This is a genomic window from Streptomyces luteoverticillatus, from assembly GCF_003970715.1.
GTDB lineage: Bacteria > Actinomycetota > Actinomycetes > Streptomycetales > Streptomycetaceae > Streptomyces > Streptomyces abikoensis.
Map to the genome: position 1 here is coordinate 5,820,750 of NZ_CP034587.1, position 21,235 is coordinate 5,841,984.

The 21,235-nt window shown below is 73.9% G+C and carries 16 protein-coding genes; 11 read left to right on the forward strand and 5 right to left on the reverse strand.

What is annotated here, in order from left to right:
* Positions 1–9 precede the first annotated feature (9 nt).
* From ccrA to EKH77_RS26020, 3 genes are all read right to left on the reverse strand, one after another.
* Entirely contained in the window at positions 10–1,347 is a 1,338-nt protein-coding gene (gene ccrA, locus EKH77_RS26010) for a crotonyl-CoA carboxylase/reductase (RefSeq protein ID WP_126916716.1), read from the reverse strand.
* Between the two features lie 372 nt (positions 1,348–1,719).
* Positions 1,720–2,571 carry a TetR family transcriptional regulator gene (locus tag EKH77_RS26015; protein ID WP_126916717.1) on the reverse strand — a complete coding sequence of 284 codons (852 nt, stop codon included), beginning with the start codon at positions 2,569–2,571 and terminating at the stop codon, positions 1,720–1,722.
* A gap of 100 nt (positions 2,572–2,671) precedes the next feature.
* Positions 2,672–4,489, reverse strand: coding sequence for a 3-hydroxyacyl-CoA dehydrogenase family protein (locus EKH77_RS26020; RefSeq protein ID WP_126916718.1), 1,818 nt, complete (start codon positions 4,487–4,489; stop codon positions 2,672–2,674).
* Between the two features lie 332 nt (positions 4,490–4,821).
* Between EKH77_RS26020 and EKH77_RS26025 the strand changes: the two genes are divergently transcribed.
* Positions 4,822–5,457: a HEAT repeat domain-containing protein gene (locus EKH77_RS26025; RefSeq protein ID WP_126916719.1), complete on the forward strand. Its 636-nt coding sequence runs from the start codon at positions 4,822–4,824 to the stop codon at positions 5,455–5,457.
* Here the strand turns inward: EKH77_RS26025 and EKH77_RS26030 are convergent.
* Entirely contained in the window at positions 5,427–5,966 is a 540-nt protein-coding gene (locus EKH77_RS26030) for a GNAT family N-acetyltransferase (protein WP_126916720.1), read from the reverse strand. The genes EKH77_RS26025 and EKH77_RS26030 overlap by 31 nt on opposite strands.
* Before the next feature lie 132 nt (positions 5,967–6,098).
* Between EKH77_RS26030 and EKH77_RS26035 the strand changes: the two genes are divergently transcribed.
* The 7 genes from EKH77_RS26035 to EKH77_RS26065 all read left to right on the forward strand — a co-directional run bounded on the left by EKH77_RS26035 (position 6,099) and on the right by EKH77_RS26065 (position 16,334).
* The gene (locus EKH77_RS26035) at positions 6,099–6,557 is read left to right on the forward strand and encodes an SRPBCC family protein (RefSeq protein ID WP_126916721.1); all 459 of its coding nucleotides are present in this window, start codon (positions 6,099–6,101) and stop codon (positions 6,555–6,557) included.
* A gap of 210 nt (positions 6,558–6,767) precedes the next feature.
* Complete coding sequence (locus EKH77_RS26040) at positions 6,768–9,170, forward strand: MFS transporter (protein WP_430981010.1); 2,403 nt, start codon at positions 6,768–6,770, stop codon at positions 9,168–9,170.
* Between the two features lie 226 nt (positions 9,171–9,396).
* A complete protein-coding gene (locus EKH77_RS26045; protein WP_126916722.1) occupies positions 9,397–11,841 on the forward strand; it encodes an ATP-binding SpoIIE family protein phosphatase in 2,445 nt (814 codons plus the stop codon).
* A complete protein-coding gene (locus EKH77_RS26050; RefSeq protein WP_126916723.1) occupies positions 11,838–12,581 on the forward strand; it encodes a class I SAM-dependent methyltransferase in 744 nt (247 codons plus the stop codon). Before EKH77_RS26045 ends, EKH77_RS26050 begins: the two co-directional genes overlap by 4 nt.
* 106 nt (positions 12,582–12,687) lie before the next feature.
* Positions 12,688–12,906 carry a hypothetical protein gene (locus tag EKH77_RS26055; RefSeq protein ID WP_126916724.1) on the forward strand — a complete coding sequence of 73 codons (219 nt, stop codon included), beginning with the start codon at positions 12,688–12,690 and terminating at the stop codon, positions 12,904–12,906.
* Positions 12,896–14,254 carry a M20/M25/M40 family metallo-hydrolase gene (locus tag EKH77_RS26060; protein WP_126916725.1) on the forward strand — a complete coding sequence of 453 codons (1,359 nt, stop codon included), beginning with the start codon at positions 12,896–12,898 and terminating at the stop codon, positions 14,252–14,254. Before EKH77_RS26055 ends, EKH77_RS26060 begins: the two co-directional genes overlap by 11 nt.
* Before the next feature lie 82 nt (positions 14,255–14,336).
* Positions 14,337–16,334: a prolyl oligopeptidase family serine peptidase gene (locus EKH77_RS26065; RefSeq protein WP_126916726.1), complete on the forward strand. Its 1,998-nt coding sequence runs from the start codon at positions 14,337–14,339 to the stop codon at positions 16,332–16,334.
* Between the two features lie 57 nt (positions 16,335–16,391).
* On the opposite strand, the gene EKH77_RS26070 is transcribed toward EKH77_RS26065, so the two are convergent.
* Positions 16,392–17,198: an ABC transporter ATP-binding protein gene (locus EKH77_RS26070; RefSeq protein WP_126916727.1), complete on the reverse strand. Its 807-nt coding sequence runs from the start codon at positions 17,196–17,198 to the stop codon at positions 16,392–16,394.
* Positions 17,199–17,359: 161 nt separating this feature from the next.
* Between EKH77_RS26070 and EKH77_RS26075 the strand changes: the two genes are divergently transcribed.
* From EKH77_RS26075 to EKH77_RS26085, 3 genes are all read left to right on the forward strand, one after another.
* Positions 17,360–18,154 (forward strand): 2,3-dihydro-2,3-dihydroxybenzoate dehydrogenase, encoded by a 795-nt coding sequence (locus EKH77_RS26075; protein ID WP_206279924.1) that lies wholly within the window; start codon positions 17,360–17,362, stop codon positions 18,152–18,154.
* Between the two features lie 211 nt (positions 18,155–18,365).
* The gene (gene dhbC / locus EKH77_RS26080; RefSeq protein ID WP_126918298.1) at positions 18,366–19,553 is read left to right on the forward strand and encodes an isochorismate synthase DhbC; all 1,188 of its coding nucleotides are present in this window, start codon (positions 18,366–18,368) and stop codon (positions 19,551–19,553) included.
* On the forward strand, positions 19,550–21,208 hold the full coding sequence (locus tag EKH77_RS26085; RefSeq protein WP_126916729.1) for a (2,3-dihydroxybenzoyl)adenylate synthase: 1,659 nt from the start codon (positions 19,550–19,552) through the stop codon (positions 21,206–21,208). Before dhbC ends, EKH77_RS26085 begins: the two co-directional genes overlap by 4 nt.
* The last annotated feature ends 27 nt before the right edge of the window (positions 21,209–21,235 follow it).

Below are 21,235 nucleotides of genomic sequence, written 5' to 3' on the forward strand. Positions count from 1 at the left end.
GTGGTCTGCTCACACATTCCGGAAGCGGTTGATGGCCTCGATGTGCCGGGCGCGCATCTCCTCGTCGCGCACGCCCATGCCCTCCTCCGGGGCGAGGCACAGCACGCCGACCTTGCCCTGGTGGACGTTGCGGTGGACGTCGTGGGCGGCCTGGCCGGTCTCGGCGAGCGTGTAGGTCTTCGACAGGGTCGGGTGGATCTTCCCCTTGGCGATGAGCCGGTTGGCCTCCCACGCCTCGCGGTAGTTGGCGAAGTGCGAGCCGACGATCCGCTTCAGCGACATCCACAGATAGCGGTTGTCGTACTGGTGGTTGTAGCCGGAGGTGGAGGCGCAGGTGACGATGGTGCCGCCCTTGCGCGTGACGTAGACGGAGGCGCCGAACGTCTCGCGGCCGGGGTGCTCGAAGACGATGTCCACGTCCTCGCCGCCGGTGAGCTCGCGGATGCGTTTGCCGAACCGCTTCCACTCGCGCGGGTCCTGCTCGTGCTCGTCCTTCCAGAAGCGGTAGCCCTCGGCGCTGCGGTCGATGACCGCCTCGGCGCCCATCCGCCGGCAGATCTCCGCCTTCTGCTCGCTGGAGACGACACAGATGGGGTTGGCGCCGCCAGCGAGCGCGAACTGGGTGGCGTAGGAACCGAGTCCGCCGCTCGCGCCCCAGATCAGGACGTTGTCGCCCTGCTTCATCCCGGCGCCGTTGCGGGAGACCAGCTGACGGTAGGCGGTGGAGTTCACCAGCCCGGGGGCGGCCGCCTCCTCCCAGCTCAGGTGCCGCGGCTTGGGCATCAGCTGGTTGGACTTCACCAGGGCGATCTCGGCCAGTCCGCCGAAGTTGGTCTCGAAGCCCCAGATGCGCTGCTCCGGGTCGAGCATGGTGTCGTTGTGCCCGTCGGCGGACTCCAGCTCCACGGAGAGGCAGTGGGCGACGACCTCGTCGCCGGGCCGCCAGGCGTTGACGCCGGGCCCGGTGCGCAGCACGACGCCGGCGAGGTCGGAGCCGATCACGTGGTACGGCAGGTCGTGCCGCTTGCCGAGGGGGGAGAGCTTTCCGTAACGCTCCAGGAAGGCGAACGTGGACACGGGCTCGAAGATCGAGGTCCACACCGAGTTGTAGTTCACGGAGCTGGCCATGACGGCCACCAGGGCCTCGCCGGGCCCGAGTTCGGGCACCGGGACCTCGTCGATGTGGAGGGACTTGCGCGGGTCCTTCTCCCGGGTGGCGAGCCCGGCGAACATGTCCGCCTCGTCCTTGTGCACGGTCACCGCGCGGTAGGAGTCGGGCAGGGGGAGCGCGGCGAAGTCCTCGGCGCGGCTGTCGGGCGCGAGGATCGCGTCCAGGATCTGGTTCACGGTTTGCCTCCGGCGAAGCACGTCGTGGAAACGGGCTTGAGGGAACGTCGGGGGTGGAGCGGCGACTGCGGGTGGAGCGAGGGGTGGTGCCGTCGGTCCGGCGGGTGGTGCTCCCGCGCGGGGTGGCGCGGAGAAAGCGATGCCTGGTGACGCAGGCGTCCGGGCGCGCACGACAGGGTCTGCGGGGACAGTCGGCGCTCGACGGTGGTCGGTGCGCCGGCCGCCCGGACACCGACAAGGTATGGCACCGCGTGCCACTCGACAAGACACTGCGTGCCAACAATTTCTCTCAGATGTCATCCGGAGGGCACGGATGAGCAACAATGGCCACCCCAAAGGGGTGGCCATTGTGATGAGTTGTCGGGATTTGCCCTAGGTCTTCTTGAGCGCCTTCTCGATCGCCCGCATGACCTCGTCCAGCGGCGCGTCCGTCCGGGCCACCGTCACCAGCACCTCGCCCTGGGCCCGCGCCGAGGCGGCCGGGGGCTCCTCCCGGTCGGCGCGCCCGGCGCCGATGCCCGTGCCGAACGTCTCCCGCACGATGGCGAAGGCGTGGTCGAGCTGGGCCTCCAGATCGCCCTGGGCGCCCCCGCGCAGCCAGCGGCGCAGCACGTGGTTGTGCGCGGTGACCACGGCCGAGGCGGCGACCTCCGCCAGCAGCGGGTCGTCGTCGCCGGCGTGGTGCGCGGCCTCGTCGAAGTGACCCAGCAGATAGCGGGTGAACAGCCGCTCGTAGCGGGCCACCGAGGCGATCTCGCGCTCGCGCAGCGCGGGCACCTCACGGGTCAGCCGGTAGCGCTCGACGGAGACGGCGGGAGAGGCCGCGTACATCCGCATCACCTCCTTGATCCCCCGGCAGACGGTGTCCAGCGGGTTCTCGTGCGGTGGTGCGGCGTCCAGCACGCCGGAGGCCCGGACGAGCGTGTCGTCGTGGTCGGGGAAGATCGCCTCTTCCTTGGAGCGGAAATGGCGGAAGAACGTGCGCCGGGCCACTCCGGCCGTGGCCGCGATCTCGTCGACGGTCGTCGCCTCGTAGCCCTTGGTCGCGAACAACTCCATCGCCGCCGTGGCCAGTTTGCGGCGCATGGTGAGCCGCTGGGCGGCGGCGCGGCGGGCGCCGGCGCCGGTCTCTCGGTGTTCCTTGGCGGCCTTCGGGCCCGGGGCTCCTCCTGACTCGACGGTGGCCCCGCGCGGTACGCGGGCGGACTTGGCGGGCTGGGACATGTGGGGAACGTAACACGCGTCCGTGCAGGCGTGGCGGGACGGACCTGTCCGGGGTTCCAGCAGTCCGCCCCACCCCGCCCCTTCAGCGGGCACGGGCCGGTCAGGCCTTCGCGTACTCGCGGAAGCCGCGGCCGGTCTTGCGGCCCAGGCAGCCCGCCGCCACCAGGTGCTCCAGCAGCGGCGCGGGTGCCAGCCCCGGATCCCGGAACTCGCGGTGCAGCACCTTCTCGATGGCCAGGGAGACGTCCAGGCCCACGACGTCGAGCAGTTCGAACGGGCCCATCGGATAGCCGCCGCCGAGCCGCATCGCCGCGTCGATCTCGTCCAGCGAGGCGTAGTGCTCCTGGACCATCTTGACCGCGTTGTTCAGATACGGGAACAACAGGGCGTTGACGATGAACCCGGCCCGGTCCCCGCAGTCCACCGGGTGCTTGCGGATCCGGGCGCACACCGCGCGGACGGTGGCGTGGACGTCGTCGGCGGTCAGCACCGTGCGCACCACCTCGACCAGCTTCATCGCCGGCGCCGGGTTGAAGAAGTGCATCCCGACGACGTCCCCCGGCCGCGAGGTGGCCCGGGCGATGGCGACGACCGGCAGCGAGGAGGTGGTGGTGGCCAGCACCGCGCCCGGCTTGACGACCTTGTCCAGCGCGGCGAACAGCTCCCGCTTGACGTCCAGGTCCTCCGCCACCGCCTCCACGGCCAGGTCCACCTCGGCCAGCGCGTCCGGCGAGCCCGCCGGGGTCACGGCCGCGAGCGCGGCGTCCCGCTCCTTGGCCGTCAGCCGCCCCTTGTCCACCGCGCGCGCCAGCGACTTCGCGATCCGCCCCTTGGCCGCCTCCGCCTTCTCGGGCGTCCGCGCCACCAGCACCACCGGCAGGCCCGCCTTGGCGAAGACCTCGGCGATGCCGCTCGCCATCGTCCCCGAGCCCACCACGCCGACGCGGTCCACCACGCGCCCCCCGGCCCGGGCGGCCGGCGGGGGCGGGGTCAGGGCGTCCGGCACGATCGCGGAGGAGCCGGGGGACTCGTAGGTGTAGAAGCCGCGCCCCGCCTTGCGGCCGGTCAGCCCGGCCGCCGCCAGCTGCCCCAGGATGGGCGCGGGCGCGTGCAGCCGGTCCCGCGAGGCGGCGTACATCGCCTCCAGGACCGTCCGGGCCGTGTCCACACCGATCAGGTCCAGCAGCGCGAGCGGCCCCATCGGCAGCCCGCAGCCCAGCCGCATCGCCGCGTCGATGTCCTCGCGGGTGGCGTAGCGCGCCTCGTACATGGCGGCGGCCTGGTTGAGATAGCCGAACAGCAGCCCGTCGGCGACGAATCCGGGCCGGTCGCCCACCGCGACCGGCTCCTTGCCCAGCTCGTGGGCCAGCTCGGTGACGGCGGCCACGGCGCCCGGGTCGGTGAGCACCGAGGAGACGATCTCCACCAGCTTCATCGCCGGCGCCGGGTTGAAGAAGTGGAGGCCCAGGACCCGCTCCGGGCGCGCCGAGTCGGCGGCCAGCCGGGTCACCGACAGGGCGTTGGTGCCGGTCGCCAGGATCGCGTCGGGGCGCACGACCGCGTCGAGGGCCGTGAACACCTCGTGCTTGAGGTCGTAGTCCTCCGGCACGACCTCGATCACCAGATCGGCGTCGGCGACCGCCGTCAGGTCGGTGGCGGTCCGGAAGCGGGCGAGCGCGGCCCGGCGCTCGGGCTCGGTGATCCGGCCGCGCTCCACCGCCCGGGCGGTGGCGGCCTCCAGCGCCGCGCCGGCCCGCAGGGCCGCCGCGTCGCTGACATCGACACCGACGACCTCGCGGCCGGCCAGCGTGAGCACTTCGGCGATGCCGGTACCCATCGTGCCGAGCCCGATCACGGCGACGGTCCTGAGAGACTTCGGGCTGAGGGAGGACGGCTCAGGGGTGGACGTACGGTCCATCGCGAGACTCCAGAAGGTGTTCCCCCGCGTCGAGGGGGAGCGGACGGCGGTCGGCGGCCCCGCGCGAGGGCGGCGGCCTGGCTTCCGGGACGGACGAAGGGAGGTCCGCGAAGTCCACGGAAGGGAGTTGTACGACCGGCGGCCCCTGTCCCGGGGCGCGCCGTACTCGGGAAACACCGAACCGACGTCAACGCTCTCGGCGGCCGCGTCACCGGGCGCCGGAGCTGGGTACTGCTCTTGCCGGGAGATTAACTCACCGGTAACCAAGAGCGCCAGGGGTCGTACGCGCGACTTACGATGTGGTCCAGGCCACTCGGGGAGGAGAGCGGGACATGGACGAGGAATTCCGCGCGCTGCTGCGCCGGGTCCGGGCCGAACTGGTCTCCCCGGCCGAATTCACGGCCTACGAACGGCTGCTCGCGCTCGTACGGGACGACGACGAGAGCGCGCGCGACGAACTCGCCGAGGTCCTGGTGGCCCCCGAACGCCCCCTGTGGGCCCGGGAGATCGCCGCCTTCGCCCTCGGCGTCAAGGGCGACCGCCGCGCCTTCGAGACGCTCGTCCTCCTCCTCAACTACCGCGAGCCCGTGCGCTGCGCCACCGCCGCCCACGCCCTCGCCCGGCTGCGCGACCCCCGCACCGCCCGCGCCGCCGCCGCCCTCGTCACCAACCCCCTGCGCACCGCCTACGCCCTCCACCCCGTCCGGCTCCTCACCGAGCTGCGCGCCCCCGAGTCCGTGCCCGCCCTGCTCACCACTCTGGAGCGGCTGCTGGCGGCCCGCGACCACTGCTGGCCCATCGCCCGCGCCTGTGTCGAGGGCCTCGGCGCCCTCGGCGACCGCCGCGCCGAGGCCACGCTCGTCGCCGCCCGCGAGCACGAACGGCTGCGCCCGGCCGCCGTCGCCGCCCTGGCCCGGCTGGCCGGGCGCGGCGGGGCTCAGGGGGCGCGGAGCGGATCCAGCACGTAGCGGACCTCCGGCACGGCCGTCCCGGCGTACTCCTCCGACCGCTCGGCGCCGTCGGGCCGGCAGCCGGCGCGCTCGTAGAAACGGCGGGCGCGCGTGTTGTCCTTGGCGACCCACAGCACCACGCGCGCCCCCTCATGCCCTGCGAGCTTTCGCAGTCCCTCCAGCGCCGCGATCCACAGGGCCCGGCCGACGCCGGTGCCGATCAGCTCGGGGCGGACGTAGAGCGCGTACAACTCGCCCGTGCCGGGAGGCCGGTCGCGGCCGGCGTCGCGGCAGGGCCCGTAACACGCCCAGCCGACCACGGCCCCCGCCGCCTCGGCCACCGCGTCCACCACCGGGCCGGCCCCCGAGGCGAGCCGCTCGCGGTGCGCCGCCGCGTTCGCCACCGGGTCCATCGCGTCCAGATACCCCTGCGGCACGATCCCCGTGTACGCCGCCCGCCAGCCGCTCACCCGGATCTCCGCCACCGCGGCCGCGTCGGCGGCGGTCATGGTCCGTATGGTCACCATGTGCGGAGGTTAGTGCGGGCCGCCGTCGGCCGCCCCCGGATTTTGGGTGGTCGCGCCGATGGTGATTGGCTTTGCGCGCACCCGCGGTAAGCGGCAAGACAGCACTTCTTTCAACGTCCCGGAGGACTAGCCATGGGCCAGGTCGAGGCCACGACGGAGCGGATCATCGCGGCGGGCGCGGAGGACGTGTTCGACGCCCTCGCCGACTACAGCGGCACGCGCGCCAAGCTGCTGCCCGAGCACTTCAGCGAATACGAGGTGCGCGAGGGCGGCGACGGCAAGGGCACGCTCGTGCACTGGAAGCTCCAGGCCACCAGCAAGCGGGTGCGCGACTGCCTCCTGGAGGTCGACGAGCCCACCGACGGACAGCTCGTGGAGAAGGACCGCAACTCCTCCATGGTCACCACCTGGACCGTCACCCCGGCCGGCGAGGGCAGCTCCAAGGTCGTCGTCACCACCACCTGGCAGGGCGCCGGCGGCATCGGCGGCTTCTTCGAGCGCGCCTTCGCCCCCAAGGGCCTCGGCCGCATCTACGACGCCGTGCTCGCCCGCCTCGCCGCCGAGGTGGAGGGCGGGCCCAGCGCGGGCTGAGCGCGGGCCAACGGGACCGCCCGGACCGGACCGGTCCGGGCTCACCGGTTCGAGTGGTTTTCCCGGCCCGGCCCCGCTGTGCCCAAACCGCCTCCGACCGGCAGAAAGTGCCGTGCCCGGCGCTCCCCGGCAAATCGTCGCGCTTGCTGGCCGTTGTCGCGTAATGCGAGAAATGGGCGGCAACGCAGGCGCGACGAGGGGAGAAGTTACGTGGGCGGGTCCACCTTCGAGGCCACCTTGGAGAAGAGCGACAGGACGCTCACCCTGCCCCCCTCGCCACCGGCCCCGGCCGAACCGGCCGACCCGCTCCCCGAACCCGGCCGGGCCCGGACGCGGCTGGTCTTCGCCGCCCTGATGCTCACGCTGCTGCTCGCGGCGCTGGACCAGACCGTCGTCGCCACCGCCCTGCCGAAAATCGCCGGGGAGCTCCACGGCCTCGACCGGATGTCCTGGGCGGTCACCGCCCATCTGCTGACCGCCACCGTCACCCTCCCCCTCTACGGCAAGCTGGGCGACCTCCGGGGCCGCAAGACCGTCTTCCTCTTCGCGCTCGCCGTCTTCGTCGTCGGCTCCGCCCTCGCCGGCTGGTCGCACACCATGGACCAGCTCATCGCCTTCCGCGCCGTCCAGGGCGTCGGCGCCGGAGGGCTCCTCATCGGCGTCCAGGCCCTCGTCGCCGACCTCGTCCCGCCCCGGGAGCGCGGCCACTACATGGGCGCCATCGGCGCCGCCTACGGACTCGCCTCCGTCGCCGGCCCCCTCCTCGGCGGCTTCCTCACCGACCGGGCCTCCTGGCGCTGGTGCTTCTACGTCAACGTCCCCTTCGGGCTGCTCACCCTCGCCGTCGTGGCCGGCGTCCTCCGCCTGCCCCGCCCCACGCGCCGGGCCCGCTTCGACGTCCTGGGGGCGCTGCTGCTGACGGCCTGCTCGACCTGCGCCGTACTGCTCACCACCTGGGGCGGCACCACCTACGACTGGACCTCCCGGACCGTCCTCGGCCTTGCCGCCGGCGCGCTCGGCACCGCCCTGCTCTTCGTCATGGTCGAGCACTTCGCCGCCGAACCCATCATCCCCCCGCGGCTCTTCCGCGACTCCGTCTTCATCGTCACCACGCTCCTCGGCGTGATCGCCGGGGTGGCCCTCTTCGGCGCGGCCGACTGCCTGCCCACCTTCCTCCGGATGGTCGACGGCGTGGGGGCCACCGAGTCCGGGCTGCTGATGCTGCCCATGATGGGCGGCATCGTCGCCGCCTCGCTCGTCGCCGGCCACCTCGTCAGCCGAACGGGCCACTACAAGCTCCTGCCCGTCCTCGGCGGCGCGCTCTCCGCAGAGGGCATGTACCTGCTGTCCCACCTGGACGCCCAGACCGGCCGGCTCGTCTACAGCCTCTGGATGGCCATCCTCGGCGTCGGCATCGGCCTCGCCCTGCCCGTCCTCGTCCTGGCCGTGCAGAACTCCGCGCACCCCGCCGACGTCGGCACCGCCACCGGCGCCCACGACCACGTCCGGCAGCTCGGCGGCTCGCTGGGCGCGGCCGTCCTCGGCACCCTCTTCGCCCGCCGCCTCGAGCACGCCCTCGCCGCCGAACTGCCGCCCCGCACCGCGCTCCCGGCCCCGGACTCCCTCACCCCCCAGCTGGTGCACGCCCTGCCCGCCCCCCTGCGCGACGGCTACATCCGGGCCTACGCCGACGCCATGCCGCGGATCTTCCTCTACCTCGTACCGGTGCTCATCGTGGGCTTTTTGCTCGCCTTCCTGCTGAAAGAGAAACCACTGGTGTCCCACAACGCAGCCGAAGCCGCCATCCCCTCCGCGCGCACCGTCCTCCCCCCGACCGAGCCCCCGCACTTCGTCGCCGGCATCCCCGTGACCGGCGCCGTCCAGCACCACGACGGGACGACCGTGCCGCGCGCCGCGCTCACCCTCATCGACATCCAGGGCCGGCAGATCGGCCGCGGCGCCAGCGGGGAGGACGGCCGGTACGCGCTGAGCACACCCGGCACCGGCAGCTACGTCCTGATCGCCGCCGCGGGCGGCCACCAGCCGCAGGCCGTCACCGTCACCGTCGGGGAACGGCCCGTCGAGCTCGACGTCGTCCTCGGCGGCGCCGGACGGCTGGCCGGCACCGTCACCACCGCCGACGGCACCCCGGTGCGCGAGGCCCTCGTCACCCTGACCAACGTCCACGGCGAGGTCGTCGCCTCCACCCGCACCGGCCCCGACGGCGGCTACGTCATCGACGAACTCGTCGCGGGCGAGTACACCCTCGCGTGCAGCGCCCCCGCCTTCCGGCCCGCCGCCCTGCCCGTGAGCGTCCAGTCCGCCCGGGAGACCCGCCAGGACATCGAACTCGCGGGCGGCGCCGTCCTGCGCGGCACCGTACGGGCCAGCGGCGGCCGGCCGGTCGAGGACGCCCGCGTCACCCTGCTGGACGCCGCGGGCAACGTCGTGGACTCCGCCATCACCGGCGCCGACGGCACGTTCCGCTTCGTGGACCTCTCGGCGGGCGAGTACACGGTCGTCGCCGCGGGCTACCCGCCCGTCGCAACCGTCCTCCAGGTCGCGGGCGGTGGCCGCACCGAACGGGACCTCCTGCTGGGACACGCCGACTGACCGCGCGGACGCCGGATCTCTCAGGCACCCGAAGCGGATACCTGAAGTCGTGCCGGAAACGACGGATTGAGCGCACCGGTTCCTGGGAAGGTGCGCCACCGGCGGGGGTGAACGCGCCCCGGCGCGCGGCCTCTTCGCCGAATACCGCACCCCTCGTCCCTGCCGGGGCCTACGGTGGAGGACGGTGGCGAAGATCTGGGGTACGTGTACGAAGGAGCGACCGCCCATGGAGCCTGGTTCGCCGGAGTCCGCCCCCGCGTGGCGACGGCCCGCCCCGGGGCGGATCCCGCTCGCGGTGGCCGTGGTCGGCGCCACGGGGCTGGTGACCCACTGGAGCTCGGGAGCGAGCCGGCTGTTCGGCCACGGCAAAGAGGCGGCCCTCGGGCGCCCCGCCGGCGATCTCATGCCCATATGCGGCGCGTTCTCCGGGCTGCCCGGCCACCCCAGCGCCGGCCGGGCCCGCTGCGACGTCCCCGGGCGTGGCCGGATCGACGTGCTCTGGTGGGCCTACCCCCTCGTGGGCTGCGGCCCCGCACGGCTCCTCGTACTCGCCGCCGAGGGCGGCACCGGCGGGGCGGGCCTGGACGGAGCGGCGGACGGTGGAGCGGCGGACGGCCTGGTGGCGGGCGGCCCGGCGGAGTACGGCCGAGCGGCGGGCGGCCATGTCGGCCGGGAACTGGCCGCGCCCGGATTCGCCCCGCACACCGCCTTCCCCGACGCCGAGGAGCTCGCCCGGCGCCTCCCCGACATCCTGCCCGCCATGGGCCCCGCGACCAGCGGGCGCGTCGTCTCCCAGATACTGGAACTGGGCTACCCGGTCCTGGAGTTCAACCGGCTCCGCCAGGTGCCCGTCACCCCGGACTGGGGCGTGCCCCGGCGCGCCGAGCGCCGGTACGGCCGCGCCCGGGCGGCGCGGGCGGCCACGGCCGGGGAGCCCGGCAGAGACACCGTCGGCGCGCCCGCCGCCGGCACCGACGCCGCGCCCGACCTCGAACACGCGGCCGTACGCGAGCGCCTGGAGTTCCTCAACGAGGTCAGCGGCGGCATCGGCACCTCCCTGGACCTCGAGCGCACCATCCGCGAGGTCACCAGCGCGGCCGTGCCCCGCTTCGCGGACTTCGCCGGGACGCACCTGCGCGCCGCCGTCCTCGCCGGCGAGGGCTTCCCCGACGGCCCGCCCGACGTCACCACCGTCTGGCACCGCGTCTGGGTCGAGCACAACGACGAGCCGGGCCGCTGGGACGACACCGTCCCCGTCGGCGAGGCCATCTCCTTCCCCGAGCACACCCCGTTCTTCCGGTGCATGGTCACCGGCGAGCCCGTCCTCATCCCCCGCATCGGCGAGGAGCTCGGGGACCGGATCTCCGCCCAGTTCGAGAAGCGGGACCTGCGGCCCCTCATCAACGAGCGCTCCCTGCTCGTCGTGCCCCTCAAGGCCCGGAACGTCGTCCTCGGCTTCATGGTGCTCCTGCGCCGCGCCGACCGCGCGCCCTTCGACGACATGGACCGCACCACCGGCGCCGAACTCGCCGCCCGCGCCGGGCTCGTCCTCGACAACGCCCGGATGTACACCCACCAGGAGAACGTCGCCGACACCCTCCAGGACAGCATGCTGCCGCAGCTCACCCCGCGCATGCCGGGCTGCGACACCGCCACCCGCTATCTGCCCGGCACCCGCCTCGGCCGGGTCGGCGGCGACTGGTTCGACAGCATCAAGCTCCCCGGCTCCCGCACCGCCCTCGTCGTCGGCGACGTCATGGGCCACGGCCTCCACTCCGCCGCCATGATGGGCCAGCTGCGCACCGCCGTGCAGACCATGGCGGCCCTCGACCTGCCGCCCGGTCAACTGCTGCGCCGCCTCGACGACCTCGCCCAGCGGCTCGGCGAGCACTATCTGGCCACCTGCCTCTACGCGATCTACGACCCCATCCGCTCCGAGCTCACCATCGGCAACGCCGGGCACATCCCGCCGGTGCTCGTCCGGGCCGAGGACGGGCGCAGCCGGCTGCTGGAACTTCCCACCGGAGCGCCCATAGGCGTGGGCGGGGTGCCCTTCGAGACGGTGACGGTCCGCGTGGCTCCCGGGGACCGGCTGGTGCTGTGCACCGACGGTCTGGTGGAGGTGCGCGGGCAGGACATAGGCGCGGGCCTGGCCGCGCTGTGCGAGTCCGCCGCCCACCCCGCCGCGTCCATGGACGACGCCTGCGACACCATCATCCGCGCCCTCAACACCCGTGGCGGCCGCGACGACGACGTGGCCCTGCTCATGGCCCGCCTCAACGGCATCCCGGCCGCCCATGTGGCCGAGTGGGAGCTGGCACCCGAGCTCCACGAGGCGCCCCGCGCCCGGCGGCTGGTGCGCGCGCAACTGGCCGCCTGGGGCCTGGACGAGGCGACGGCGACGGCGGAGATCCTCGCCGGCGAGGTCGTCGGCAACGCCGTGCGGCACGCCCGCACCGGCCGGGTGGGGCTGCGGCTGGTGCGCACGGACGTGCTGCTGTGCGAGGTCACGGACGACGACCACACGCTGCCGGCGCTGATGGGTACCGGAGAGGAGGACGAATACGGGCGCGGGCTGCGGGTAGTGAGTGCTCTGGCGCGCGAATGGGGCGCCAGTCACTCGGGACGGGGAAAGACGGTGTGGTTCGAGATGCCGCTGGTGCGCCCATGAGTGTGACGGAACGTTACTTGAACGCGTGGGAGGGCTTCTGGGGCGCGTCCTCCGGCGCGCCGGGCGAGGTGATCTGGGACTCCGCCCCGGAATCCGCCGCAGAGGCGCATCCGGCGCTGCTCGCGCTCCCCGGGGAACTCCCGCTGCCCGTCGTCGACCTGGGCTGCGGCAACGGCACCCGGACCCGCTGGCTGGCCGGGCACTTCCCGCGCGCGATCGGCGTCGACCTGTCCCGGGCGGCGGTGGAGCACGCCCGCCGCGCGGACCCGGAGGGGCTCGCCGCGTACGAGCGGCTGGACCTGGTGGACACGGCGGCGGTCCGGGCCCTCCACGAGCGCCTGGGCGACAGCCATGTGTATCTGCGGGCGGTCATCCACCAGAGCGATCCCGAGGACCGGCCGGCCGTCGCGGCGGCGGTCGCGGAGCTCGTGGGCGCGCGGGGCCGCGCCTTCGTGGTGGAGCTCGAACCGGCCGCGAAGGACGTCATCGCGGAGGCGGCCGGGTCCTCCGGCGGCACGGCGGAGAAGTTCCGGCGCGTCTTCGCCCACGACCTGCGGCCGGCCGCCGCGTGCGGCGGCGAGGTGGCCGGGCTGCTGCGCGGGGCCGGGCTCGCGATCCTCGCCGAGGGGGAGACGGAGCTGGCCATGACCGGCTTCCACACGGACGGCAGGCGGATCATGCTGCCGTCCCACTGGTTCGTGGTGGGCCGCGCGGACGCGCCGGCCGGGGGAGACGGCTGAGTGGCCCGTGCCGGCTGAGCTGCCCGCGTCGGCTGTGCCGGTACGGGCGGCCGGAGTTATCCACAGGCCTGGTCGGGGTGTTCGCGGACGCGTAACGTGACGAGGCATGAAGATCCTGATCTCGGCGGGCACGGCGGCGGCCACCGGCGTCCGGGTGAACGGGGCGCGGGCGGGCGAGGGCCTGCCCGATTCCCCGGCCACCGGCGCATACGGTGTGCTGATAGTGCCGGTGGCCGGTGACGATCGTCATGGACGGGGCAATCCGCCGCTCCAGGGTGTCACGGCCCTCGCGCCGGTCGCGGTGGAGGAGCGGAATGGCTGCTGAGGAGACGCGCGGGGTCGACAGGGTCGACAGAATCGACGAGCGGGCGCTGGCCGAGGTGGTGCGCTTCACCTCCGACCTCATCCGTATCGACACCACCAACCGGGGCGGTGGCGACTGCCGGGAGCGGCCGGCCGCCGATTACGTCGCCCAGCGGCTGGCCGAAGTGGGCATCGAGCCGGTGCTGCTGGAGAAGGATCCCGGCCGCACCAATGTGGTCGCGCGCGTGCCCGGCCGCGACCCGGGCGCGGAGGCCCTGCTGGTCCACGGCCATCTGGACGTGGTCCCGGCGGAGCCCGCCGACTGGACCGTCCACCCCTTCTCGGGGGAGGTCCGGGACGGGGTGGTGTGGGGCCGGGGCGCCATAGACATGAAGAACATGGACGCGATGGTCCTGGCCGTCGTCCGCGCCTGGGCCCGGGCCGGGGTGCGCCCGCCGCGTGACATCGTGCTGGCCTTCACCGCCGACGAGGAGGACAGCGGGGTGCCCGGCGCGGGCTTCCTCGCCGATGAGCACGCCGTGCTCTTCGAGGGCTGCACGACAGGGATCAGCGAGTCCGGCGGGTACACCTTCCACGCCGACGGGGGGCTGCGGCTGTATCCGGTGGGCGCGGGGGAGCGCGGCTCCGCCTGGCTGAAGCTGACCGCGCGGGGCACCGCCGGGCACGGCTCGAAGATCAACCCGCGGAACGCGGTGGTCAATCTGTCCGCGGCGATCGCCCGGATCGGGGAGTACCGCTGGCCGGTGCGGCTCACGCCGACGGTCCGGGCCGCGCTGCGGGAGATCGCGGCCGTGCAGGGCATCAGCGTCGACGTGGACGCCCCCGGCCTGGACCTGGACGAGTTGCTGGGCAAGCTCGGCAAGGCGGCCGCGCTGGTGGCCGCGACGGTCCGCAACAGCGCCAACCCGACCATGCTGGACGCCGGTTACAAGGTCAACGTCATCCCCGGGATCGCCGTCGGCTTCGTCGACGGGCGGACGGTGCCGGGCGGCGCCGAGGAGTTCCGCGCCACCATGGACCGGCTCACCGGCCCTGATGTGGAGTGGGAGCACTACCACGGGGAGGTCGCCCTGCAGGCGCCGGTGGACGCCCCGGTGTTCGAGCGGATGCGCGCGGCGATCGAGGCGTTCGACCCGGAAGGGCATGTGGTGCCCTTCTGCATGTCGGGTGGCACGGACGCCAAGCAGTTCTCCCGCCTGGGCATCGTCGGCTACGGCTTCTCACCGGTCCGGCTGCCGGCGGGCTTCGACTACCAGGCGATGTTCCACGGCGTCGACGAGCGGGTGCCCGTCGAGGCGCTGCACTTCGGCGTCCGGGTGCTCGACCATTTCTTGATGAGCACAGCTTGATGAGCACGGCTTGATGAGCACGGCTTGATGAGCACATGAGTACAGCGAGTACGGGTCACTTTACTTGGGAGGCGTAGCAATCATGGTGTCCACGGCGCCCTACGGAGCCTGGCGGTCCCCGATCGACGCCGCGCTCGCCGCGGCGCACGACGGCCGGCCGGAGTTCGTGGGCACGGTCGGTGACGAAGTGTGGTGGGTGACCTCCTGTCCGGCGGAGGGCGGCCGGTCGACCCTGGTGCGCCGGCGCTCCGGCGGCGAGGAGGGCTCGGCCCTGGCCGCGCCGTGGAACGTCCGCAGCCGGGTCATGGAGTACGGCGGCCGCCCCTGGGCGGCCGTGCCCCGCCGGTCCGGCGGGCCGCTGGTGGTCTTCGTCCACTTCGCGGACCAGCGGCTGTACGTGTGGGAGCCGGACGACCCGGCGGGCGGCGGGCCCCGGCCGCTGACGCCCGTGTCGTCCGTGGGCGGCGGTCTGCGCTGGGCGGATCCGGTGCTGCTGCCGGAGCGCGGGGAAGTGTGGTGCGTGCTGGAGGAGTTCACCGGGGAGGGGCCGGACCGGTTGCGGCGGCTGATAGCCGCCGTGCCGCTGGACGGCTCGGCCGCCGGGGACCGCGCGGCGGTGCGCGAACTCACCGGTGACGACAGCCGTTTCGTCACCGGGCCCCGGCTCTCGCCGGACGGCCGGCGGGCGGCGTGGCTGGCCTGGGACCACCCCCGGATGCCCTGGGAGGGCACGGAGCTGAAGGTCGCCGAGGTCACGGAGGGCGCGGGCGGCGCCCTGCTGACGGGCGCGCGGACGGTGCTGGGCGGTGCGACGGAGGCCGTCGCCCAGGTGGAGTGGGCGCACGACGGGTCGCTGCTGGCGGTGACCGACCGGACGGGGTGGTGGAATCCGTACCGGGTGGATCCGGAGACGGGGGAGGGCGTCAACCTCTGCCCGCGCGAGGAGGAGTTCGCGGGGGCGCTGTGGCGGGCGGGGCTGAGCTGGTTCGTCCCGCTGGCCGGGGGGCTGGTGGCCGTCGTCCACGGACGGGGCGCCCAGCGGCTGGGGATCCTCGACCCCGACACCGGGGAGCTGGTGGACGCCGCCGGGCCGTGGACGGAGTGGGCCGCGACCCTGGCGGCCGACGGCTCGCGGGTCGTGGGGGTGGCCGCCAGCCCGCGCAGCGGCTACGAGGTGGTGGAGCTCGACATCCGTACGGGCAGGGCCCGCGCGATCGGCGCCCGGCACCGGGACGCGGTGGACCCGGCCTACTACCCCGAGCCCCTCATCCGCACCTTCACCGGGCCGGACGGGCGGGACGTCCACGCCCATGTCTATCCGCCGCACAGCCCCGATTACACGGCCCCCGCCGATCAGGAGCCGCCGTTCGTGGTGTGGGCGCACGGCGGGCCCACCGGCCGGGCGCCGCTGGTCCTCGACCTGGAGATCGCCTACTTCACCTCGCGGGGCATCGGCGTCGTCCAGGTCAACTACGGCGGGTCCACCGGTTACGGGCGGGCCTACCGCGACCGGATCAGGGAGCGGTGGGGCGTGGTGGACGTGGAGGACTGCGCGGCCGTCGCGGAGGCGCTGGCCGAGGAGGGCGGCGCCGACCGGGCCCGGCTGGCGATACGCGGCGGCAGCGCGGGCGGCTGGACGACGGCCGCCTCGCTGGTGTCCTCGGACCTCTACGCCTGCGGGGCCATCTGCTTCCCGGTGCTGGATCTGCCTGCCATGGCGGCGGGTGGCACCCATGACCTGGAGTCGCGCTATCCGGAGTACCTGGTCGGCCCGTTCGCCGAGGTCCCCGAGCGCTACCGGGAGCGCTCGCCGATATCCCGGGCGGACCGGCTCACCGCGGCCTTCCTGCTGCTCCAGGGCATGGAGGACCCGGTCTGCCCGCCCGAGCAGGGGGAGCGGTTCCTGGCGGCGGTCGAGGGCAGGGGCGTGCCGCACGCGTACCTCGCGTTCGAGGGCGAGGGCCACGGTCTCCGTGAGCAGCGCAACATCGTGCGCGCGCTGGAGGCGGAACTCTCCCTCTACGCCCAGACCTTCGGGATGGAGGTGCCGGGCATACCCGTCCTGGAGCTCGTCAAGTGACGGGCCCGTGGCCGTAGTCGTGGGGGTGGCCGGGATGACGCACGCCGCCGGAGCGACTCACGCCGCCCGGACCGCCTGGGCGGCGGCGGGCCGGCGCGGCGCGGGGACGACGACGGGGGAGCCGTCGCCGGGGGCGGCCAGGATGTCGGACTCGACCCCGTAGAGCTCGCGGACGAGGGCGGCGTCCACGACCTCACGGGAGGGGCCGTGGGCGACGACGCGCCCGTCCCGCATGGCCACGATCACATCGGCGTAGCGGGCGGCGCTCGCCAGGTCGTGGAGGACCATCATGACCGTGCGGCCCGCCGCGGCGACCTCGCGGACGAGTTCCAGGACGTCGACGGCGTGCCCCAGGTCGAGGGCGCTCGTCGGCTCGTCCAGCAGGACGACGGGCGTCTCCTGGGCGAGGACCATGGCCAGCCAGCACCGCTGGCGCTGACCGCCGGAGAGCTGGTCGAGCCGGCGCCCGGCCAGCGCGGTGGTGCCGGTGGCCTCCAGCGCCGCTTCGACGGCCCGTTCGTCCTCGCGCGACCACTGGCGGAACAGGCCCTGGTGGGGGTGGCGTCCGTAGCGGACGAGCCCGGCGACGGTCACGGCCTCGGGCGCCTGCGGCGACTGGGGGAGCAGCGCGATGCGGTGCGCCGCCCTGCGGGGGGCGAGCCGCCAGATGTCGGCGTCGCCGATCCGGACCGTGCCGGATTCCGGCTGGTGCAGCCGGGCGATGGAGCGCAACAGGGTGGACTTGCCGCAGCCGTTGGGCCCCACGACGGCGACGACCTGTCCCTCGGGGACGGTCAGGTCCACACCGTGGACGACCGGGTGGCCGGGGTATCCGGCGGTGAGCTGTTCGACGACGAGTCGCATGAGGTTAGCCTAACCTAATGGTCGACATCTGTTTCCCCCGGGTTTTTCGTCGCCCTCTTGGCCTCCTTGGTTTTTGACGGGGCGCCCGATTGTCCGGTCGCACGTCAATTCCCCCTGGTGGAGATGTTGTGTAAGGTAAGGCTTACCTTAATTCGAGTGGAATGGGGGAAACCGCTGTGGAGCAGTCCGCACTGGCCGGCCGGATCGCGCTGGTCACCGGCGCCGGGCAGGGCATAGGCGAGGCCGTGACCCGCGCCCTGGTCGCCCAGGGAGCGCGCGTCGCGGCCGTCGACGCGACGGAGGACGGCGTCAAGGCGCTCGAGACGGAATACGGCACCGAAAAGGTGACCCACTACACCGCCGACGTCTCCGACAGCCGGGCCGTCGAGGCCGTCTTCGAGGAAGTGGAACGCACCGCCGGGCCGCTCGACATCCTCGTCAATGTCGCGGGGGTGCTGCGGACTTCGCCCGTCGTCGAGATCACCGACGAGGACTGGAAGCGCACCTTCGACGTCAACTCCACCGGTGTCTTCAACACCTCCCGCGCCGCCGCCCGCCGGATGAGCGAGCGCCGCTCCGGATGCATCGTCACCGTCGGCTCCAACGCCGCCGGAGTGCCGCGCACCAGCATGGCCGCGTACGCCGCCTCGAAGGCCGCCGCCACCATGTTCACCAAGTGCCTCGGGCTGGAGCTGGCCCGCAGCGGGGTCCGCTGCAACGTCGTCTCGCCCGGCTCCACGGACACCGCGATGCAGCGCTCCCTGTGGTCCGGCGACGAGCCGCCCGCGGGCGTCATCGACGGCGACCCCGGGTCGTACCGCGTCGGCATCCCCCTCGGCCGGATCGCCGAGCCCTCCGACATCGCCGACGCCGTCCTCTTCCTGGTCTCCGACCGCGCCCGGCACATCACGATGCACGACCTCTACGTCGACGGCGGCGCGACCCTCCGCGCCTAGCGGTTCCGACCCGTTCGCGGGCAGGCGTTCCGCAGGGCGGAACGGGTGGGCGCGAACGCACCCACCGGGCCGCACCCGCCCCCCCCACACACCTCGGCCCCACCCGGGCCCCTCAACACCCCCATACCCGGTGCGACCCACCGGGGGAACGGAGCAGCAGGTGACCACGGTTCACCCCGTAGCCGACCGGCCGAGCGAGCGCGGGCCAGGCATCCGCCCGGACGGGCGGCTCGTGGACCCGGCGGCCACCGTCGGCGCCGCCACCTCGCTGCTCGACGCCTACGAACCCGGCCGCGCCCGGTTCTTCGCCTCGCCCACCCGCACCCTGCTCGCCCACGGCACCCGCGCCGAGGTCCCGCACGGCACGGCCCCGCTGCACCGGCGGGTCACCGAGACCCTCGAAGCCGAACTCCTCGCGGGCAACCCCGCGCCCGTCGTCGTCGGCGCCGTGCCCTTCGACCACACCGCCCCCGCCGCGCTCGCCGTGCCCGAGGCCGTCCGCTGGGCGCCGCCGCTCGCCGAGGACCCGCTCGTCGCGCTGCCCGCCGCCGCCCCGGCCGCGGCCGACTGGGACATCCGGCCCGTCCCCGAGCCGGCGGCCTACGGCAGAGCCGTCGCCGAGGCCGTACGGCGCATGAAGCGCGGCGACTTCAGCAAGGTCGTCCTCGCCCGCACCCTCGAACTGCGCTCCTCGCGCGACCTCGACCTGCCCGCGCTCCTCCAGCGCCTCGCCCGTCGCGACCCCGCCGGCTACACCTTCGCCGTCCCCTCCGGCCCCGGCCGCACCCTGCTCGGCGCCAGCCCCGAACTCCTCGTCTCCCGGCGCGGCGGCCGCCTCGTGGCCAACCCGCTCGCCGGCTCCATACCCCGCAGCGCCGACCTCGCCGAGGACGTCCGCCGCGCCGCCGCGCTGCTGGAGTCGGAGAAGGACCTCCACGAGCACGCCGTCGTCGTCGACGCCGTCCGCGAGGCCCTCGCCCCCTACTGCCGCACCCTCGACGTGCCCGCGCGCCCCACCCTGGTGCGCACCGCCGCCATGTGGCACCTGTCCACCACCGTCGTCGGTGAGCCGGCCGACCCCGCCGTCTCCGCCCTGGAACTGGCCTGCGCCCTCCACCCGACGCCCGCCGTGTGCGGCACCCCCACCGACACCGCCCGCCGGGTCATCGGGGAGCTCGAGCCCTTCGACCGGGGCGCCTACACCGGCATGGTCGGGTGGGGCGACGCGAGCGGCGACGGCGAATGGGTCGTCACCATCCGCTGCGCCGAGGCCGAGGAGCGCACGCTGCGCCTCTTCGCGGGCGCGGGCGTCGTCGAGCAGTCCTCGCCGGAGGCGGAGACCGCCGAGACCGGCGCCAAGTTCCAGACGTTCCTGCAGGCAGTGGGGGTTGACCAGTGACGGGCACCAAGGACTTCGACGACGCGCCCGGCTATCCGGCCGAGTTCGCCGAGCGCTACCGGGCCAAGGGCTACTGGCGTGGCGAAACGTTCGGCCAGATGCTCCGCGACCGCGCCGAGAAGCACCCCGACCGGATCGCGGTCGTCGACCCGGCCGGCGAGGGACGCCGCTGGACCTACGCCGAACTCGACCTCCGCGCCGACCGGCTGGCCGCCGGCCTGCTCGCCCGCGGCATCGGCAAGGGCGACCGCGTGGTCCTCCAGCTGCCGAACGTCGCCGAGTTCTTCGAGGTCGTCTTCGCCCTCTTCCGCATCGGCGCCCTGCCCGTCTTCGCCCTCCCGGCGCACCGCGAGACCGAGATCCGCCACTTCTGCGCCTTCACCGAAGCGGCCGCCTACGTCATCGCCGACGTCGCCGAGGGCTACGACTACCGTGAGCTCGCCACCAAGGTGCGGGCCGAAGTCCCCACCCTGAAGCACGTCCTCGTCGTCGGCGACCCCGGCGAGCACACCGCCCTCGCCGACGTCCCGGCCGAGCCGGTCGCCATCGCCGACGCGCCCCGACCCCACGAGCTGGCCTTCCTCCAGCTCTCCGGCGGCTCCACCGGCGTGCCCAAGCTCATCCCGCGCACCCACGACGACTACATCTACTCGCTGTGGGGCTCCAACGAGATCTGCGGCGTCGACGAGCACAGCGTCTTCCTCTGCGCCCTGCCCGCCGCCCACAACTTCCCCCTCAGCTCGCCCGGCACCCTCGGCGCCCTGTACGCCGGCGCCCGGGTCGTGCTCGCCCCCCGCCCCAGCCCCGACGTGGCCTTCCCGCTCATCGAGGCCGAGGGCGTCACCCTCACCGGCCTCGTCCCGCCGCTGGCCCTGGTCTGGACCGAGGCGGCCGCCGCCACCCCGCACGACCTCTCCAGCCTGGAGGTGCTGCTCGTCGGCGGCGCCAAGTTCAGCGAGGAGGCCGCCCGGCGCGTCCGCCCCGCCCTCGGCTGCACCCTCCAGCAGGTCTTCGGCATGGCGGAGGGCCTGGTGAACTACACCCGCCTCGACGACCCCGAGGACACCATCGTCACCACCCAGGGCCGCCCCATCTCGCCCGACGACGAGATCCGCGTCGTGGACGACGAGGACAACGACCTGCCCCAGGGCGCGACCGGACACCTCCTCACCCGCGGCCCCTACACCATCCGCGGCTACTGGCGGGCCCCCGAGCACAACGCAGGCGCCTTCACGGCCGACGGCTTCTACCGCACCGGCGACGTCGTACGGCTCACGGAGACGGGCCACCTCGTCGTCGAGGGCCGGGCCAAGGACCAGATCAACCGGGGCGGCGAGAAGGTCGCGGCCGAGGAGATCGAGAACCACATCCTCGCCCACCCGTCCGTCCACGACGTCGCCGTCGTCTCCATGCCCGACGCCTACCTCGGCGAGCGCACCTGCGCCTACGTCGTGCTGCGCGAGGGCGCCGAGCCGGTGAAGTCGATCGCCGTCAAGAAGTTCGTGCGCGAGCGCGGGCTCGCCGCCTTCAAGGTGCCCGACCGCGTCGAGTTCGTCGAGGCGTTCCCGCAGACCGGCATCGGCAAGGTCTCCAAGAAGGACCTCCGCGCCGCCATCGCCGCGCGGCTGCGCGAGACGGCCGCCGCCCGCGACTGAGCCCCGGCCACCCCGCCGCACGCATCC

Excerpts from the sequence above, each read along its gene's own strand:
- EKH77_RS26015 (WP_126916717.1), bottom strand. The coding sequence starts at position 2,571 with ATGTCCCAGCCCGCCAAGTCCGCCCGCGTACCGCGCGGGGCCACCGTC.
- EKH77_RS26020 (WP_126916718.1), bottom strand. The coding sequence starts at position 4,489 with ATGGACCGTACGTCCACCCCTGAGCCGTCCTCCCTCAGCCCGAAGTCT.
- EKH77_RS26025 (WP_126916719.1), top strand. The coding sequence starts at position 4,822 with ATGGACGAGGAATTCCGCGCGCTGCTGCGCCGGGTCCGGGCCGAACTG.
- EKH77_RS26030 (WP_126916720.1), bottom strand. The coding sequence starts at position 5,966 with ATGGTGACCATACGGACCATGACCGCCGCCGACGCGGCCGCGGTGGCG.
- EKH77_RS26035 (WP_126916721.1), top strand. The coding sequence starts at position 6,099 with ATGGGCCAGGTCGAGGCCACGACGGAGCGGATCATCGCGGCGGGCGCG.
- EKH77_RS26045 (WP_126916722.1), top strand. The coding sequence starts at position 9,397 with ATGGAGCCTGGTTCGCCGGAGTCCGCCCCCGCGTGGCGACGGCCCGCC.
- EKH77_RS26050 (WP_126916723.1), top strand. The coding sequence starts at position 11,838 with ATGAGTGTGACGGAACGTTACTTGAACGCGTGGGAGGGCTTCTGGGGC.
- EKH77_RS26055 (WP_126916724.1), top strand. The coding sequence starts at position 12,688 with ATGAAGATCCTGATCTCGGCGGGCACGGCGGCGGCCACCGGCGTCCGG.
- EKH77_RS26060 (WP_126916725.1), top strand. The coding sequence starts at position 12,896 with ATGGCTGCTGAGGAGACGCGCGGGGTCGACAGGGTCGACAGAATCGAC.
- EKH77_RS26065 (WP_126916726.1), top strand. The coding sequence starts at position 14,337 with ATGGTGTCCACGGCGCCCTACGGAGCCTGGCGGTCCCCGATCGACGCC.
- EKH77_RS26070 (WP_126916727.1), bottom strand. The coding sequence starts at position 17,198 with ATGCGACTCGTCGTCGAACAGCTCACCGCCGGATACCCCGGCCACCCG.
- EKH77_RS26075 (WP_206279924.1), top strand. The coding sequence starts at position 17,360 with ATGGGGGAAACCGCTGTGGAGCAGTCCGCACTGGCCGGCCGGATCGCG.